Annotated in this window: 16 protein-coding genes; 6 read left to right on the top strand and 10 right to left on the bottom strand. The window is 73.9% G+C overall.

The genetic code is table 11. The features are described 5' to 3' along the window. Positions 1–274: 274 nt before the first annotated feature. The 3 genes from KBB57_RS18990 to KBB57_RS18980 all read right to left on the bottom strand — a co-directional run bounded on the left by KBB57_RS18990 (position 275) and on the right by KBB57_RS18980 (position 2,091). Positions 275–619 (bottom strand): hypothetical protein, encoded by a 345-nt coding sequence (locus KBB57_RS18990; protein WP_290753676.1) that lies wholly within the window; start codon positions 617–619, stop codon positions 275–277. A gap of 11 nt (positions 620–630) precedes the next feature. After that, positions 631–885 carry a hypothetical protein gene (locus KBB57_RS18985; protein WP_290753673.1) on the bottom strand — a complete coding sequence of 85 codons (255 nt, stop codon included), beginning with the start codon at positions 883–885 and terminating at the stop codon, positions 631–633. Between the two features lie 237 nt (positions 886–1,122). Further along, positions 1,123–2,091 (bottom strand): glutathione S-transferase family protein, encoded by a 969-nt coding sequence (locus tag KBB57_RS18980; protein ID WP_290753670.1) that lies wholly within the window; start codon positions 2,089–2,091, stop codon positions 1,123–1,125. A gap of 132 nt (positions 2,092–2,223) precedes the next feature. Here KBB57_RS18980 and KBB57_RS18975 point away from each other — a divergent pair, with 132 nt between their 5' ends. The 6 genes from KBB57_RS18975 to KBB57_RS18950 all read left to right on the top strand — a co-directional run bounded on the left by KBB57_RS18975 (position 2,224) and on the right by KBB57_RS18950 (position 8,005). Then, entirely contained in the window at positions 2,224–2,508 is a 285-nt protein-coding gene (locus tag KBB57_RS18975; protein WP_290753669.1) for a hypothetical protein, read from the top strand. Positions 2,509–2,657: 149 nt separating this feature from the next. Continuing rightward, positions 2,658–3,653 (top strand): N-acetyltransferase DgcN, encoded by a 996-nt coding sequence (dgcN, locus tag KBB57_RS18970; RefSeq protein WP_290753666.1) that lies wholly within the window; start codon positions 2,658–2,660, stop codon positions 3,651–3,653. Further along, positions 3,650–4,183: a GNAT family N-acetyltransferase gene (locus tag KBB57_RS18965; RefSeq protein ID WP_290753664.1), complete on the top strand. Its 534-nt coding sequence runs from the start codon at positions 3,650–3,652 to the stop codon at positions 4,181–4,183. Before dgcN ends, KBB57_RS18965 begins: the two co-directional genes overlap by 4 nt. Further along, complete coding sequence (gene dgcA, locus KBB57_RS18960; RefSeq protein WP_290753662.1) at positions 4,180–5,145, top strand: N-acetyl-D-Glu racemase DgcA; 966 nt, start codon at positions 4,180–4,182, stop codon at positions 5,143–5,145. Before KBB57_RS18965 ends, dgcA begins: the two co-directional genes overlap by 4 nt. A gap of 2 nt (positions 5,146–5,147) precedes the next feature. Beyond that, positions 5,148–6,002: a D-amino-acid transaminase gene (locus KBB57_RS18955; protein WP_290753678.1), complete on the top strand. Its 855-nt coding sequence runs from the start codon at positions 5,148–5,150 to the stop codon at positions 6,000–6,002. A gap of 272 nt (positions 6,003–6,274) precedes the next feature. Then, complete coding sequence (locus KBB57_RS18950; RefSeq protein WP_290753659.1) at positions 6,275–8,005, top strand: hypothetical protein; 1,731 nt, start codon at positions 6,275–6,277, stop codon at positions 8,003–8,005. Here the strand turns inward: KBB57_RS18950 and KBB57_RS18945 are convergent. From KBB57_RS18945 to KBB57_RS18915, 7 genes are all read right to left on the bottom strand, one after another. Continuing rightward, positions 7,997–8,428: a hypothetical protein gene (locus KBB57_RS18945; protein WP_290753657.1), complete on the bottom strand. Its 432-nt coding sequence runs from the start codon at positions 8,426–8,428 to the stop codon at positions 7,997–7,999. The genes KBB57_RS18950 and KBB57_RS18945 overlap by 9 nt on opposite strands. Next, positions 8,425–9,075, bottom strand: coding sequence for a DUF5671 domain-containing protein (locus KBB57_RS18940; RefSeq protein ID WP_290753654.1), 651 nt, complete (start codon positions 9,073–9,075; stop codon positions 8,425–8,427). Before KBB57_RS18940 ends, KBB57_RS18945 begins: the two co-directional genes overlap by 4 nt. Before the next feature lie 225 nt (positions 9,076–9,300). After that, on the bottom strand, positions 9,301–10,233 hold the full coding sequence (locus KBB57_RS18935) for an NAD(P)-dependent oxidoreductase (protein WP_290753652.1): 933 nt from the start codon (positions 10,231–10,233) through the stop codon (positions 9,301–9,303). Positions 10,234–10,355: 122 nt separating this feature from the next. Continuing rightward, entirely contained in the window at positions 10,356–12,011 is a 1,656-nt protein-coding gene (locus KBB57_RS18930) for an NAD(P)/FAD-dependent oxidoreductase (protein ID WP_290753650.1), read from the bottom strand. Continuing rightward, entirely contained in the window at positions 12,008–12,820 is an 813-nt protein-coding gene (locus KBB57_RS18925; protein ID WP_290753648.1) for a nitrilase-related carbon-nitrogen hydrolase, read from the bottom strand. The genes KBB57_RS18930 and KBB57_RS18925 overlap by 4 nt, the downstream gene beginning before the upstream one ends. 10 nt (positions 12,821–12,830) lie before the next feature. Then, entirely contained in the window at positions 12,831–13,715 is an 885-nt protein-coding gene (locus KBB57_RS18920) for a carbon-nitrogen hydrolase family protein (protein ID WP_290753646.1), read from the bottom strand. Further along, positions 13,712–14,812, bottom strand: a complete 1,101-nt coding sequence (locus tag KBB57_RS18915; protein ID WP_290753644.1) for a C45 family autoproteolytic acyltransferase/hydolase — start codon at positions 14,810–14,812, stop codon at positions 13,712–13,714. Before KBB57_RS18915 ends, KBB57_RS18920 begins: the two co-directional genes overlap by 4 nt. Positions 14,813–15,087 lie beyond the last annotated feature (275 nt).

Here is a 15,087-nt window from a genome sequence, read left to right as displayed (position 1 = left end):
AGCGCGGGGTGATCCAGCAGCTCGGGGCCGGCGAAAAGGGCGGGTTGCGTCGCGAAGCTCTCTCTCATCCCGAGATCCTAACCCATCGGGATCTCCAAGGGAATCAACGAGTTTCGCAGGGGTCTCTCGAATTATATTTGCGCGTAAATAAGTATGATCGAGATGTCGCCCGTTCGCCATCTGCCCGGGCGCGTCCAGCAGCATCGCGGGCGACTGGCCATGAGGGTGCATGGCCCCGCGGGGGCCGGCGCGCGGGCGCCGGCCCCGGGGCGGGTCAGTTCAGGAGGCCGTCGCTGTCGAGGTCGGCGGCGTCGAAGTCGGCGCGGACCTGGAGGTCGTATTCGGCGCGGCCGGCGAAGCCGTCGCGGTCGGCGTCCATCTGCTCGAAGAGCACGGACGGGATCGACGAGGCTTCCTCGGGGGTGAGCCTGTCGTCGTTGTCGGCGTCGAGCAGGATGAAGACGTTGGAGGTCATCACCCGGTACTCGGTCAGGCTGACCGCGCCGTCGCCGTCGAGGTCGACGACGGTGAGGTGGTCGCTGGTGATGGCGGGCGATGCCGCCTGGACGGCGCCGGCGCCGAGGGCGAGGAGGGCCGCGAGGGCGATCTGACGGGTCATCGGCGCGCTCCTCACTTGCCCGGGCATTTCAGCATGTGGCCCGCCATGCCGCCGGCGACGCCGCCCGCGGTCATGAAGAGCGTGCGGCCGAGGCCGCCGCCCAGCATGCTGCCGAGCGCCACGCCGGCCACCGTTCCGCCCACGGTCGTCGCCATGCAGGCCAGCTCGTGGGTCTCGCCCTGGCCCGAGGACTGCGCCCGGGCCTCCGCGCCGCCCATCGTCGCCACGCCGGCGACGATCGCGGCCGCGATCCATGTAGATTTCATCTGCCCTTCTCCGTTGATCCACGACGCGGTCGCAGCGACCGCCTTCGTGTGCGGGTCTCGGCCCGCTTGCCCGTATCGTCGCCTCGCAGGTTCCGCCGCCCGCTTGAGGGAGGATGAGCGGGGGGAACTTCTCTCGCGTGATCCGGCGGTTGCCTGCGGGCGTTAATCTACGGGGCGGGGCCCGCGCCTGTCAATGCGGCGCGCGCCGCATTTGCCTTTCCGCGCCAGATTGCGCGCTCAGGCGGAGACGGGGGAGGTCCAGTCCGTGTCGGGGCCGACGGGCACGATGCCGGTCGGGTTTATGTGGCGGTGGCTGCCGTAGTAGTGGTGGGCGATGTGGGCGGGATCGACGGTGCCGGCGACGCCGGGGCGCTGGTAGAGGCGGCGGGCGTAGCGCCAGAGCCGCGGATAGTCGACGAGCCGGCGGCGGTTGCACTTGAAGTGGCCGTGATAGACCGCGTCGAAGCGGAAGAGCGTGGTGGCGAGGCGCCAGTCGGCCTCGGTGAGGCGGTCGCCGACGAGCCAGGTGCGGGAGGCGAGGCGGTCCTCGAGCCAGTCGAGGCTGGCGAAGAGGGCGTGGACGGCCTCGTCGTAGGCCTCCTGGCGGGTGGCGAAGCCGGCGCGGTAGACGCCGTTGTTCACGGTGGCGTAGACGCGGTCGTTGACGGCCTCGATCTCGTCGCGGAGCGCCGCGGGCCAGTAGTCGTCGGCGTTGCCGGTGATCGCGTCGAAGGCGCCGTTCAGCATCCGGATGATGTCGGCGGATTCGTTGGAGACGATTCCGCCGGTGCGCCTGTCCCAGAGGACGGGGACGGTGACGGAGGTGGTCGCCCCGGGCTCGGCGCGCAGGTAGATGTCGCGCAGGAAGGCCGAGCCGAAGAGGCTGTCGCCGGTCGCGCCGGGGAAGTCGGCGGCGAAGGTCCAGCCGTCGGCGAGCATGAGCGGGTGGACGACGTCGACGCCGATATGGGGGACGAGGCCCTTGATCTCGCGGAAGATCAGGGTGCGGTGCGCCCAGGGGCAGGCGAGCGAGACGTAGAGGTGGTAGCGGCCGCTCTCGGCCGCGAAGCCGCCCGTGCCGGTCGGGCCCGGCGCGCCGTCGGGGGTGATCCAGTTGCGGAAGCGGGAGGGGGCGCGCTCGAAGCTGCCCCCGCCGCGCGCGGCGCCGTCGGTCTCGCGCCAGTGGCCGTCGACGAGTCGTCCCATGTCGCTGTCCTTCCTGTCGCCGCGGCTGCGGGGGTCGCGCCCGGGTTAACCTCGGCGGCGCGGGAGCGTTGCCGATGAACGGCATTTGAGGCTTGCTGTCGAGGTGGGGTGGCGTGGGTTGCGAGGCGGGCGATGCGGGGTGGTGCTGGCGGGCAGACGGCGCAACGGGGGATCCGGCCGGGGCTGGTGCTCGAGGCGGGGACGCGGCGGTTCCCGATCCTCGACCTCGCGGCGGACAGCTGCCTGATCGAGGCGAGCGACAGCGCCTGCCTGCGCGGTTACGCCGACATCTGGGACGGCGAGCGCCATCTCGCCCAGTGCCTCCTGGTGGTGGCGGCGCCGGAGGGCGGCCTGCTGCGCTGCTCGTTCAAGCGGCGGACCGCGTTCCGCCTGGAGCCCCCGCGCGACTTCGCCTGAGGCGAGGGGCGGGCTCGGATCCCGTCTCCGCGGCGCGGCTTCCTCTCCGAGCAGCGCGGCGCCGACGCCTTCCGGGCCGAGGGCGGAAGCCGCTGGCGTCGGCCGGCGGTCCTGCTAGGCTCCCGGGCGTCCTGGCCCCGGAGCCGCCCATGATCGAGACGCCCTATCTCCTGTTTCTCGGCGACGCGCCGGACGCGCTCGCCGCGAAGGTGGCGCAGGGCGTGCGCGACTGGCGGCCGGAGGCGGCGGTCGGGCAGTACCGCATGGCGGGCTGCAAGGCCGACATGGGGCTGCCGGACATGACCATCGCCGCGGCCGCCGCCGCGGGGGTGCGGACGGTGGTCGTCGGCGTGGCGAACCGCGGGGGCGTGATCGCGCCGGCCTGGGTGAGCGTGCTGGAGGAGGCGCTGCTGCACGGGATGGACCTGGCGTCCGGCCTGCACAACCTGCTCCGCGACGAGCCGCAGCTCCTGGCGACGGCGATGGCGAAGGGGCGGAGGCTCCACGACGTGCGGGTGCCGCCGGTCGCCTATCCGATCGCGAACGGGCGGCGGCGGACGGGCAAGCGGATGCTGGCGGTCGGCACGGACTGCTCGGTCGGCAAGATGTACACCGCGCTCGCCATGGAGAAGGTCATGCGGGCGCGGGGGATGCGGGCGACGTTCCGGGCGACGGGGCAGACCGGCATCCTGATCACCGGCGGCGGCGTGCCGCTCGACGCCGTGGTGGCGGACTTCATGGCCGGCGCGGTGGAGCAGCTGACGCCGGACAACGAGCCGGACCACTGGGACCTGATCGAGGGGCAGGGGAGCCTGTTCCATGCCTCGTATTCCGGGGTGACGCTGGCGCTGATCCACGGCGGCCAGCCGGATGCGCTGGTGCTCTGCGACGAGCCGACGCGGCCGCACATGCGGGGGTTGCCGGAGTATCGGCTGCCCAGCCTCGAGGCGCTGCGGGACGTGGCGCTGACCATGGCGCGGATGGTGAACCCGGACGTGCGGGTGGTCGGCGTGTCGGTCAACACCGCGGCGATGGGCGAGGCGGAGGCGCTGGCGCATCTCGCCGGGGTGGAGGCGCGGATGGGCCTGCCGGCGGTCGACCCGTTCCGGCAGGGGGCGGAGCGGCTGGTCGAGGCGCTGGGGTGATCGAGACCGGGGTGATCGAGACTGGCATGATCGAGACGGGCCGCCTGCGATTGCGGCGCTGGGAGGCGCGCGACCGCGCGCCGTTCGCGGCGCTGAACGCGGATGTTTGGTCGCCGCCGCTGAGCGCGGACGAGAGCGACGCGCTGGTGGACCGGCTGGAGGCGCGCTGGGAGGCGGACGGGTTCGCCTTCGCGGCGGCGGAGCGGCGCGCGGACGGGGCGTTCGTCGGGATGGTCGGGTTGCAGCGGTTCGCGGGCGCGGGGGCGCTTCAGCCGTGCGTCGAGGTGGGCTGGCGGCTGGCGCGGGCGCATTGGGGGCAGGGATACGCGACGGAGGCGGGGCGGGGCTGGCTCGACCACGGGTTCCGCGCGCTGGGCCTCGCGGAGGTGGTCGCGTTCACCGATGCGGGGAACGCGGCGTCGCTGGCGGTGATGCGGCGGCTGGGGATGCGGCGGGACGCAGGGCGCGACTTCGTGCATCCGCGGGCGCCGGAGCTCGGGCCGCTGCTCGTGCATGTGGCGACGCCATGAGGATCGAGGTGGTCGCCGAGGCGTTCCCGCTGGCGCGGACGTTCACGATCAGCCGCGGCTCGCGGACCGAGGCGCGGGTGCTGACGGTGACGGCGGCGCGGGGCGGCGTCGCGGGGCGGGGGGAGTGCGTGCCCTATGCCCGCTACGGCGAGACGATGGAGGGGGTGGCCGAGGCGATCCGGGCCGTGCCGGCGGAGGTGACGCGGGCGCGGTTGCAGGAGCTGCTGCCGGCGGGGGCGGCGCGGAACGCGCTCGACTGCGCGCTGTGGGACTGGGAGGCGAAGCGGGCCGGGCGGCGGGTCTGGGAGCTGGCGGGACTGCCGCGGCCGGGGCCGGAGGTGACGGCCTATACGCTGTCGCTCGACACGCCGGAGGCGATGCGGGCGCAGGCGGCGGAGAACGCGGGCCGGCCGCTCCTGAAGGTGAAGCTCGGCGGCGAGGGCGACATGGCGCGGCTGGAGGCGGTGCGGGAGGGCGCGCCGCGGGCGCGGATCGTGGTCGACGCCAACGAGGGCTGGAGCGCCGCGGAATACGCCGCGCTCGCCCCGGCGCTGGTGCGGCTCGGGGTGGCGATGGTCGAGCAGCCGCTGCCGGCGGGGCGGGACGAGGCGCTGGGGGAGATGGCGCGGCCGTTGCCGGTCTGCGCGGACGAGAGCTGCCATGACCGGGCGAGCCTGCCGGGGCTGGCTGGAAAGTACGACATCGTCAACGTCAAGCTCGACAAGACCGGCGGGCTGACGGAGGCGCTGGCGCTGCGCGACGCGGCGCGGGCGGCGGGGTTCGGGGTCATGGTCGGCTGCATGGTGGGCACCAGCCTCGCCATGGCGCCGGCGGTGCTGGTCGCGCAGGGCGCGGCGGTGGTCGATCTCGACGGGCCGCTCCTGCTGGCGCGCGACCGCGCGCACGGGTTGGTCTATGACGAGGCGGGCGTCCATCCGGCGACGCCGGAGCTGTGGGGGTGAGGATGGGACGGACCGTCTACGTGAACGGCGAGTATCTGCCGGAGGAGGAGGCGAAGGTCTCGGTCTTCGACCGCGGCTTCCTGATGGCGGATGCGGTCTATGAGGTGACGAGCGTGCTGGGGGGCAGGCTGATCGACTTCCCCGGCCACCTGCGGCGGCTGGCGCGCAGCCTCGGCGAGCTCGAGATGGCGCGGCCGATGGACGACGCGGCGATCGAGGCGATGCACCGCGAGCTGGTGGCGCGCAACGCGCTGGTGGACGGCATGGTCTACATGCAGGTGACCCGGGGCGCGGCGGACCGGGACTTCGTCTATCCGGTCGGGGCGACGCCGACGGTGGTGGCCTTCACCCAGGCGAAGCCGATGGAGGACACGGTCGGCGCGCGCGACGGGATAAAGGTCGTCACCATGCCGGACATCCGCTGGGGCCGGCGCGACATCAAGACGGTGCAGTTGCTCGCGCCGTCGATGTGCAAGATGGCGGCGAAGAAGGTGGGGAAGGACGACGCCTGGCTGGTCGAGGATGGGTTCGTCACCGAGGGCACCTCGAACAACGCCTGGATCGTCACGAAGGACGGGCGGATCGTCACGCGGGACCTGTCGGAGCGCATCCTGCACGGGATCACCCGGGCGGCGGTGATCGAGTATGCCGCGGCGGCGCAGATGAAGGTCGAGGAGCGCGCCTTCACGGTCGAGGAGGCGAAGGCGGCGGCGGAGGCGTTCATGACGGCGGCCTCGGCCTTCGTGACGCCGGTGGTGGAGATCGACGGCGTGGCGCTCGGGGACGGCAGGCCCGGCCCGGTGGCGCGGCGGCTGCGCGAGCTCTACCTCGCGGAGAGCAAGAAGCGGGCGGTGTAGCGGGGCGGCGGGCCTCGCCCGCCGCGGGGCGGGCTCTCCCGCCGGCAAGGCGGCGCTTGCCTCCCGGTAAATGGTCGGCGGATGCTTGCGCAGGGGCCGGGCATGGCGCGGTGCGGGGTCTCGATCCGGGCCCGGAGGGGGGGCGCCGTTGCGGCCGGGCGTTCTGGGCTTTGTGCGCCACGAAGTGAAATGGTCGGGAAGTCTCCGGTGGGGCGGCGGAAAAGTAACGTGATAGCATAGCGGCCGGATAAAGGGATTCTGGCGGGGCGGCGGTGGGACGCGAGGAAGAGCGCGACGACCTCGTCGGCTACCTCTACGAGACCTCGGTCAATCCGGGCCGGCTGTTCGACCTCATCCACGAGTGGGACAGCCGGATCGCTGCGGGCGATCCGGGGACCGACGTGCGGCTCGGCCGCTTCGCCGACGCGGGCTTCCTGCGCCATGTCGAGCGGGCGATCGAGGTGCTCGACGAGCTGAACGCCTTCGAGTTCAGCCGGCTCGACGACCTGCTGGCCGGGATGCCCACGGCGGCGATGGTGCTGACCGACCAGGGCGTGGTCGTCGCCGCCAATGCGCCGGCGCAGGCGGCGTTCGGCCTCTTTCCCGGCGGCTCGATCGCCACGATGCGGGCCGGGAAGCCCGACCTCGACGAGTTCGCCGAGCGGGTGGCGGCGGTTGCGCGGGACCCGGGGCTGCGCGACGACGTGGTGCGGCTGGCGCTCACGGGGCGGGCGCGGCCGGTGCTGTTCCATCTCAGGACGCTCGCCGGCGGGCGGTCGCATCGCCATGCGCTGGCGGTCAGCGCCGAGCATCTGTGGCAGGACGCGGCCGGCCGGGTGCTGGAGCGGGTCTTCGGGCTGACGGCGGCGGAGATCGGCCTCGTCCGGCGGCTGACGGCCGGCGATTCCGTGCGCGAGATCGCCGAGGCGGGCGGGCGGAGCGAGGGGACGGTGCGGACGCAGCTGCACTCGGTCCTCGGCAAGACCGGGGTGCGGACGCAGGGCGAGCTGGTGCGGCTCGCGACGATGCTGCTGCAGGGGACGGCGTTCGACGCGCCGCGGGCGGCCGGGCGGCGGGCGCTTCCGCACCTGCTGCGCGAGCCGGCGCGCCGCAGCGTGCGGCTGGCCGACGGGCGGGAGATCGCGTTCTGCGAGTACGGGGACCCCGCCGGGCGGCCGGTGGTCTGGCTGCAGGCGGTGGCCGGGCTGTTCCAGCCGACGGCGCCGGCCGAGCGCGAGATGATCCGTCGCGGGTTGCGGATCGTGGTGCCGTTCCGGCCGGGATACGGGACGAGCGATCCGGCGCCGGCGGGACGGGACGTGATCGAGGGGAGCGCCTCCGACATCGCCGAGGCGCTGCGGCTCGCGGGGATCGCGCGGTGCCCGGTGGTGAGCCAGCTCTACGACATCCGCATCGCGCTGGCGCTGGCGCGGCTGGCGCCGGGGCAGGTCGAGCGCATCGTCGGCCTGGCCTGCATCTTCCCCGCCCGGAGCATGGCGCAGTTCCGCCGGATGCGCCCGATGGCGCGGTTCGTCGTGACGACGGTCCGCTTCGCCCCGCAGCTCCTGCCGTTCATCATCCGGGCCTTCTATGCGGACATGCGGCGGAGCGGGTTGCATACGGCGGTGCGAAAGTTCTACCGGGACGTGCCGGCGGACGCGCGCGCCCTCGCGGATCCGGAGATCTCCGAGGCGGTGACGGGCGCCTATGGGCTTGTCCATACCGGGGAGAGCTCGATCGCCGCCTACTGCGCCGAGTCGCGGGCCTTCGAGGCGGCGTGCCTGCCCGGGTTCGGCGACGTGGCGTGTCCGGTGACGCTGATCAACGGCGAGGCCGATGGCGGGGGCCTGTGCGAGACCGCGCTGGAATATTGCGCGCAGCATCCGCGCTGGGGCTCGATCACCTTTCCGGACGAGGGCCAGCTGGTGGGGTTCACGCAGTGGCCGGCCGTGCTCGACGCGATCGAGGGGCGGCTCGGGGCCGCGTCGCTGCCGTCAGGGTGAGGGGGCGCGGTCGGAGAGGGCGAGCGAGATGCAGCCGCTGGCGGCGTCGAAGCTCGGCGTGGTCCAGGGGCGGGTGACGGCGGGGCGCTCGAAGGCGGCGCAGACGCGGGCGAGGCCGGGCTCGGGGTAGCTGATCGGATAGGGCGCGCGCGAGCCGGGATCGACGAGCTCGGCGGCGCGGGCGGGGGCGAGGCAGGCGGGCGAGAGGCGGGCGAGGTCGGCCGGCCGCGCCGGCTCGGCCCCGCCGCGGAAATGGCAGTCGAGGGCGGCGGCGATCGCCTCGAGGTCGGCGACGCGGCGGGCGTCGCGGCTCTGCTGGCGGCTGGTCTCGGGGCCGCCGACCTGCCAGAGCGCCAGCGCCGCCGTCACCGCGACGACGCCGCCGCTCAGGGCGACGAGGCGGCGGGCGCGGGCGAGGCTCATGGCCGTTCTTCCCCCGGACTTTCGTCCAGCGGGCCGAGGGCGGGGCGGTAGGCGGCGAAGACGGCGGCGGCGATGGCGGCGACGACGGCGGCCTTGAGGAGGAAGCGCAGGGTCAGCTCGCCGCCGAGGAGCGCGGCGACGACGGCGATCAGGTCGCCGATGCCGACCGCGGCGGCGATGAAGAGCGCGGCGGCGGTGAGCCAGTGGCCGACGGCGGAGCGGCGGCGGCCGGGATCGGCGGCCTCGGCGCGGGCGAGCGACAGGGTGAGCGCCGCCCAGACCGGCCAGGCGACGACGAGCGCGGCGACCGCCCAGCGCAGCGCGCCGGAGCCGGAATAGTCGGCGCCGGCGAGCGGGTCGGGGACCCATACGTCGATCAGCGAGAAGGCGAGGACGCCGAGCTGGACGACGACGATGCCGAGGGCGACGAAGAGCACGCCGAAGGCGAGCGCGTCGCGGGGCGAGACGGCGGCGCGGGGGCGGGGGGCCGGCGGCAGGCCGGGGACGTCGACCCAGGCGGCGAGGCTCGCCTGCACCTCGGCCTCGGACCAGCCGGCGTCGCGGAGCGCCGCGGCGATCGCCGGGCGCGCGCCGCCGGCGGCGAGGGCGTCGCGGACGAAGGCGGCGAGGGGCTCGGGCGCCCGCATCAGGTCGCGTCGGGCCGGCCGGCGTCGCGGAGGGCGGCGGCGATGGCGGGGCGCGCGCCGCCGGCGGCGAGGGCGTCGCGGACGAAGGCGGCGAGGGGCTCGGTCGCCCGCATCAGATCGCGTCGGGCCGGCCGGCGTCGCAGAGGGCGGCGGCGATGGCGGTGCGCGCGCCGCCGGCGGCGAGGGCGTCGCGGACGAAGGCGGCGAGGGGCTCGGGCGCCCGCATCAGATCGCGTCGGAGAGGTCGGGGCCGGGCGCGGGCCGGGGGAGCGGCGGCGGGTCGTTGAGGGCGAGGAGGGCGTCGCCGACCTCGGGCACGTAGCGCCCGGCCATGCCCATGGCCATGGCGAGCTTGAGCGTCTGGTGGGCGGCGTCGGACATGAAGGTCGCGGCGCGGTGGGAGTTGGCGAGGCGCTGGTAGTAGCCGAGGTCCTTGAAGCCGTTCGCTATGGTGAAGCGGTGGGCGGAGGCGTCGCGGTTCACCGCGTAGTCGGAGAAGGCCTGGAAGTTGCCGCAGTTGAGCCCGGAGCCGGAGACGATGGCGCGGAACACCGCCGGGTCGGCGCCGACCTTGGCGACCATGGCGTAGCACTCGGCCCAGATCGCCGCATAGCCGAGGCCGACGAGGTTGTTGATCAGCTTGAGCGCGTGCGCCGAGCCGACGGGGCCGCCGGTCGGGATGATGGTGCTCGCCCAGGTGGAGATCAGCGGCCGCCACGCCTCGATCAGCTCGGGCGGGCCGCCGCAGTAGGTGGTGAGCTCGCCCGACCAGGCATGGGCGGGCGTGCGCGACATCGGCGCGTCGAGGAAGGTCATGTCGCGGGCGGCGAGGTCGGCGGCGAGGCGCTCGGAGAGGTCGGGCTCGGAGGTGGTGGCGTCGATGATGGCGAAGCCGGGCCGGGCGGTGAGGAGCAGGGCCTCGACGGTGGCGGCGACCTCGGGCGCGCCGGTGACGCAGAGGACGACGGCGTCGCACTGGTCGGCCATCTCGGCGAGCGAGCCGACCTCGACGGCGCCGCGGCCGACGAGGTCGTCGACGGCCTCGCGCTTGCGGTAGGCGATGACGCGGAGGGGGAAGCCCTTCTCGACGATGTTCTTCGCCATGCCGTGGCCCATCAGGCCGACGCCGACGAAGCCGATGGTGGGGTTCCGGGTCATGGCTGCCTCCCTGCGCTGTCCACGCGGGTGTTCACGCGTGAAAATTATGCAAGTCGTTGTTTTTGTTGATCACGAGTCTGTGATCGGAGCGGTCGCCTGTCGGTGCTCCCGGGCGATGGGGGTCAATCGGGCAGCGCGATCGGGCCGTGCTCGGCCCAGGCCTCGCCGGGGCCGGGGTTGTCCCTGGGGCTCGCGCCGCCGAGATGGGTCATCACCCCCCAGACGGCGTTGAGCGCGGTCTGGACGGCGCCCTCGACCCAGGCGGGGGTCCAGGAGATGTCGTCGCCGGCGAGGAAGACGCCGCGCTGCTCGGGGGGCAGGTCCGCCTGCATGAAGTGGCCGAACATGCGGTGGTTGTAGCGGTAGTGGCCGGGCAGCGCGCCCTTGAAGGCGCCGAGGAAGTTCGGGTCGGTCTCCCAGCTCACGGTGATCGGGTCGCCGATGATGTGGCCGCGGATGTCGAGCGTCGGATAGACCTTCTCCAGCGAGGCGAGGGCGAGCTCGACGCGGCGCTCGACGGGGAAGGGCAGCATCTTCAGCGCGTCGGACATCCAGGAATAGGTGAGGCAGATCACGCCGGGCTTGTCGTCGCCGAGGTCGAAGAGATAGGTGCCGCGGGTGAGGCGGTCGGTCAGGGTCATCGACATGACGTGGCGGCCGGTGACCGGGTCGCGATCCTTCCAGAACGGGCGGTCGACCATGACGAAGGTCTTCGACGACTGCATGTAGCGGGTGCGGTCGAGCGCCATCCAGGTCTCGTGCGAGAACAGGTTCTCCTGCGTGTCGATCGCGGTCGAGAGCAGCCAGGACTGGCAGGTGGCGAGCACCGCCTCGAAGACCTCGGTGCGGCCCCAGCGGTCAGTGACGTTGAGCCGGCCGGCGGCGTCGCGGAAGATGCGGGACGCGCCGGGGCGGGTGGCGCCGGAGTTGAGGGCCGCGAGGGTCGTGCCGGCGGGCCAGTGGACGAGCTTGTCGGGGGCGTGGCGCCAGAGGCGCTGCGGCACCTGCTCGACGCCGCCCAGCATGAAGCGCTGGTGATCGTCGCATTCGGTGACGTTGACGCGGAGGATCTCCAGCATGGAGTTCGGGAAGTCCGAATCCCAGCCGCCGGTGCCGAAGCCGACCTGGCCGAACACCTCGCGGTGGCGGAAGGGCAGCTTCTGGAACGCCTCGGAGGAGGCGACGAAGTCGTAGAAGGTCCGCTCGTCCCAGGCCGCGACGATCGGGTTCCAGATCTCCTTGACCCGTTTGGCGTCGCGGTCGCGGATCGCCTGCTTGAGCGCGGAGAAGTTGGCGCCCTTCTCCAGCGCGGCGTCGTAGGCCTGGGCGACCTCGCGGTAGAGCGGCGGCAGGTCGGCCAGCGTCTCGGCGTAGTGGGTCTCGCCGAAGAGGTCGATCACCGTCGAGCCGGCGGCCGGGGTGAGCGGGTTGGGGAAGGGGCGGCTCTCGACGCCCGTCAGGTCGACATAGTGGTAGAAGCCGGTCGAGGAGACCGGGAAGCGCATGCCGCCGAGCTCGGCGATCACCCCGTCGGCGCCCTCGAAGGGCTGCGAGCGCAGGCGGCCGCCGAACTGGCCGCTCTCGTAGAGGATGGGGTGGACGCCCATCCTCATCAGCTCGTGGCCGGCGATGACGCCGGAGATGCCGGCGCCGATGATGGCGACCCTGGCGCCGTGCTTCTCGGCCGGGACGGCGCCGAGGCCGGACTCGTGGCGGATCCAGTCGTCGAAGGGGAAGGTGAAGTCGGGGCCGAACATCGTGACGGGGCGGTCGGTCACCTGGGTTCTCCGGGGCGGGCGTGCAGCGCGTGGTAGAGGTCGGGGCGGCGGTCGGCGAGGTGGGTCGCGTTGGCGCGGGCGGCGGCGAGGGCGTCGCGGTCGAGGGTGGCGTGGATCATCTCCTCGCCGGGGCCGGCGCGGGCGAGGTCGGCGCCGGTCGGCGCGACGACGCAGGAGAGGCCGACATAGGCGAAGTCGGCCTCGGCCCCGGCGTAGTTGGCGTAGGCGAGGAAGACGGCGTTCTCCTCGGCGCGGGCGGGCACGATGCGGGTGGCGATCGAGGCGAAGGGGGCCATGTTGGCGGTGGGGACGAGGATCGCCTCGGCGCCGGCGAGGGCGAGGGCGCGGGCGGTCTCGGGGAACTCGATGTCGTAGCAGATGGCGAGGCCGAGCTTCCAGCCGAGGAGCTCGGCCACCGGGGCGAGGCGATCGCCGGGGGCGAACTGGCTGCGGTCGACGTCGCCGTAGAGGTGGGTCTTGGCGTAGGTGGCGACGGTCGCGCCCGTGCGATCGACGAGGCGGACGGCGTTGACCGGGCGGCCCTCCGCGTCGCGGCGGGGGTAGCCGGCGAGGAGGGCGAGGCCGTGGCGGCGGGCGGCGGCGGCGAGCGCGGCGTCGAGCTCGGGCGTGGCGGCGGCCTCGGCGGCGACCGCCTCGGCGCCGATGGCGTAGCCGGTCAGCGCCATCTCCGGCAGGACGAGCAGGTCGGCCCCCGCCGCCGCGGCGCGGCCGGCGCTCGCGTCGAGGCGGGCGACGCCCTCGGCCCGTCCGCCCGTCACCGGGCGCCACTGGTCGAGGGCGAGGCGCATGGCCGGGCCGCTACTCGGCCGCGCGCGGCGGCAGGGCGACGACCGTCGCCTCGCGGCGCGGCTTCTCCAGCGTCCCGAGCGAGTCGAGGTAGCGGCGGTCGAAGTCGGGCCCGTAGACCGGGAACTCGACGGGGCGGTCGCGGAACGACTTGAGCGGCTGGCCGAGGCCGAGGAGGCCGCGCTCGCGCTGGCGGCGCACCACGTCGAGGTCGATCTCGTAGGGCAGGAACGCCTCGTGCGAGCCGGCCTGGTGGAGGATGCGGCCCGCCGGGTCGACGATCATCGACTGGCCGTTGCCGCCGACGCCGAGGCCGTTGACCGAGACGACGTAGGACTGGAACATCGCCGCCGAGGCCTGGACGATGGCGAGGTCGGCGGGGCGGTCGACGAAGTTCGCCATCACCGGGTTGAGGATGACCTCGGCCCCCATGGAGGTGAGCTGCCGCTGCAGCTCGGGGAACCACATGTCGTAGCAGATCGACAGGCCGAAGCGGCCGACGCCCGGCACGTCGAAGACGCAGAACTCGTCGCCGGCGGCCGAGGCCTCCTCGTAGGGGGTGAAGGGGAAGATCTTGCGGTAGCGCGCCACGACGTCGCCGGTGGGGTCGATCACCGGGGTCATGTTGTAGATGGCGCCGTCGCGCTTCTCGAAGAGCGAGCCGGGGACGAGCCAGATGCGGTGGCGCCGCGCCATCTCCTGGAAGGACTGCTCGATCTCGCCGCCGGCGGGCTGGGCGGAATGGGCCGCCGGCCCGTGCGCGGCGAGCTCGGAGAGGACGACCATCTGCACCCAGGGGTAGAGGTGCATCATCACGTCGAGGCGCTGGCGGATCGTGTCGACGTTGTTCTGCATCCCGACGTACATCTGGATGCCGCCGATGGCGAAGGGGGTCATGGCGCGGGGTTCCTTTCCTGGGGCGCGGCCGGGAGGGCGCGCCCGTCCGGGGCGGCCTCTCGCGGGTCGCGATCGTCGGTGAACGTAATGCGGCGGGTCCCGGGGGCAAATGCGTCGAGGCGCTGGCGGATGGGCTCGATCCCCGGCCAGGAGATCTCGACGCTGCCCTGGGCCGGGCGGTAGAGGGCGGTGTAGATCGTGCCGAAGCCCGCGCCGTAGCGGCGGGAATGGAGCGGCGGGGCGAGGAAGCGGCGGCGGAGCTGGTCCGCGTCGGCGCGGCCGTCGCCGACCGCCTGGGCGAGGTAGGCCTCGCGCTCCAGCGTGCGCGAGTCGCGGCCGTGGCGGGGCCATTCGACGCCGAGCTGGTGGTTGGTGGCGTGGCGGGCGGCCGTGACGATCGCGGGGCGGTCGGGGGCGAGGAGGACCGCGCCGTGGCGGCCGGCGCGGTCGATCAGCGTGAGGTTGTAGGACATGTGGCAGGGCAGGCGGCGCACCGCCTCGATGGCGTCGGGCGTGTCGCGGCAGACCTCGAGCAGGTAGCGCAGGATCAGCGGCACGCCGAAGCCCGGGCCGATCTCGGGCCGGCCGCCGAAGGCGAGGGACACCGCGAGGCCGGCGGCGTTGACCCCGTCGGCGAGGCCGGCGAGGCCGTCGGCCATGCCCATCACCGGCCGGCCGAGCCAGGCGGTGCGGTAGAGGAAGCCCTCGTTGAGCGCCGGGTCGAGGTCGTAGTTGCGCAGGAGCGCCGGGCCGTCGGCGTCGACCACCGCGGCCTGCGAGCAGTGCAGGATGTAGCGGGGCGGCGACCAGAAGGTGAGGAAGCGGGCGGCGCGGGCGTCGGCCCCGGCGACGAGGACGAGGCGCTCCCAGACCGGCACGAGCTCGGGCATGAAGCGGCGGAGCGCGCGGACGGCGCGGTCGAGATCCGCGGGGCCGCCGGCGCGGTCGCCGAGCCAGCTCGACCAGCCGGGCCAGCCGGACCAGAACACCCGCGGCCAGGCGGCTCCGGGGGCATCCTCGCAGACGCTGCGGAACGGCACCGTGACCGGCGCGTGGCCGGGCGCGGCGAGCGCGCTGGAACGGTCCTCGGGGTCCATGAGGCGAGTCGTCGCGCCCGCCGGGCAGGAAGTCAAGCGGCGCGCCCTGGAGCTTGTGGCTATCGCCGGGAAGGCCTGGGAGGATCGTCGGAGCGCCTTTGCGCTCCGGAGTCGGTCTCCCCGCCCGCGCAAGCGCGGGCGGGGCCCCTGCGCGCCGTTGCGCGCGGTCTCCCCCACCCTTCCCCCCGCCCTTGGGCGGGGGAACCTGCCCGATGGGGGAAGGGCAGAAGGAGGAAGGAAGAAGAGGCGGGCGGGACGTCGGTGGGGGCCTGGGC

The organism is Amaricoccus sp. (assembly GCF_017993425.1).
Lineage (GTDB): Bacteria > Pseudomonadota > Alphaproteobacteria > Rhodobacterales > Rhodobacteraceae > Amaricoccus.
Note: the sequence above shows the minus strand (reverse complement) of the source record. Positions and strands in the feature narration are given on the sequence as shown.

Coding starts and splice junctions, on each gene's coding strand:
- dgcN (WP_290753666.1), top strand. CDS start 2,658: ATGATCGAGACGCCCTATCTCCTGTTTCTCGGCGACGCGCCGGACGCG.
- KBB57_RS18955 (WP_290753678.1), top strand. CDS start 5,148: ATGGGACGGACCGTCTACGTGAACGGCGAGTATCTGCCGGAGGAGGAG.
- KBB57_RS18985 (WP_290753673.1), bottom strand. CDS start 885: ATGAAATCTACATGGATCGCGGCCGCGATCGTCGCCGGCGTGGCGACG.
- KBB57_RS18945 (WP_290753657.1), bottom strand. CDS start 8,428: ATGAGCCTCGCCCGCGCCCGCCGCCTCGTCGCCCTGAGCGGCGGCGTC.
- KBB57_RS18980 (WP_290753670.1), bottom strand. CDS start 2,091: ATGGGACGACTCGTCGACGGCCACTGGCGCGAGACCGACGGCGCCGCG.
- KBB57_RS18920 (WP_290753646.1), bottom strand. CDS start 13,715: ATGACCCCCTTCGCCATCGGCGGCATCCAGATGTACGTCGGGATGCAG.
- KBB57_RS18940 (WP_290753654.1), bottom strand. CDS start 9,075: ATGCGGGCGCCCGAGCCCCTCGCCGCCTTCGTCCGCGACGCCCTCGCC.
- KBB57_RS18990 (WP_290753676.1), bottom strand. CDS start 619: ATGACCCGTCAGATCGCCCTCGCGGCCCTCCTCGCCCTCGGCGCCGGC.
- dgcA (WP_290753662.1), top strand. CDS start 4,180: ATGAGGATCGAGGTGGTCGCCGAGGCGTTCCCGCTGGCGCGGACGTTC.
- KBB57_RS18935 (WP_290753652.1), bottom strand. CDS start 10,233: ATGACCCGGAACCCCACCATCGGCTTCGTCGGCGTCGGCCTGATGGGC.
- KBB57_RS18925 (WP_290753648.1), bottom strand. CDS start 12,820: ATGCGCCTCGCCCTCGACCAGTGGCGCCCGGTGACGGGCGGACGGGCC.
- KBB57_RS18975 (WP_290753669.1), top strand. CDS start 2,224: ATGCGGGGTGGTGCTGGCGGGCAGACGGCGCAACGGGGGATCCGGCCG.
- KBB57_RS18915 (WP_290753644.1), bottom strand. CDS start 14,812: ATGGACCCCGAGGACCGTTCCAGCGCGCTCGCCGCGCCCGGCCACGCG.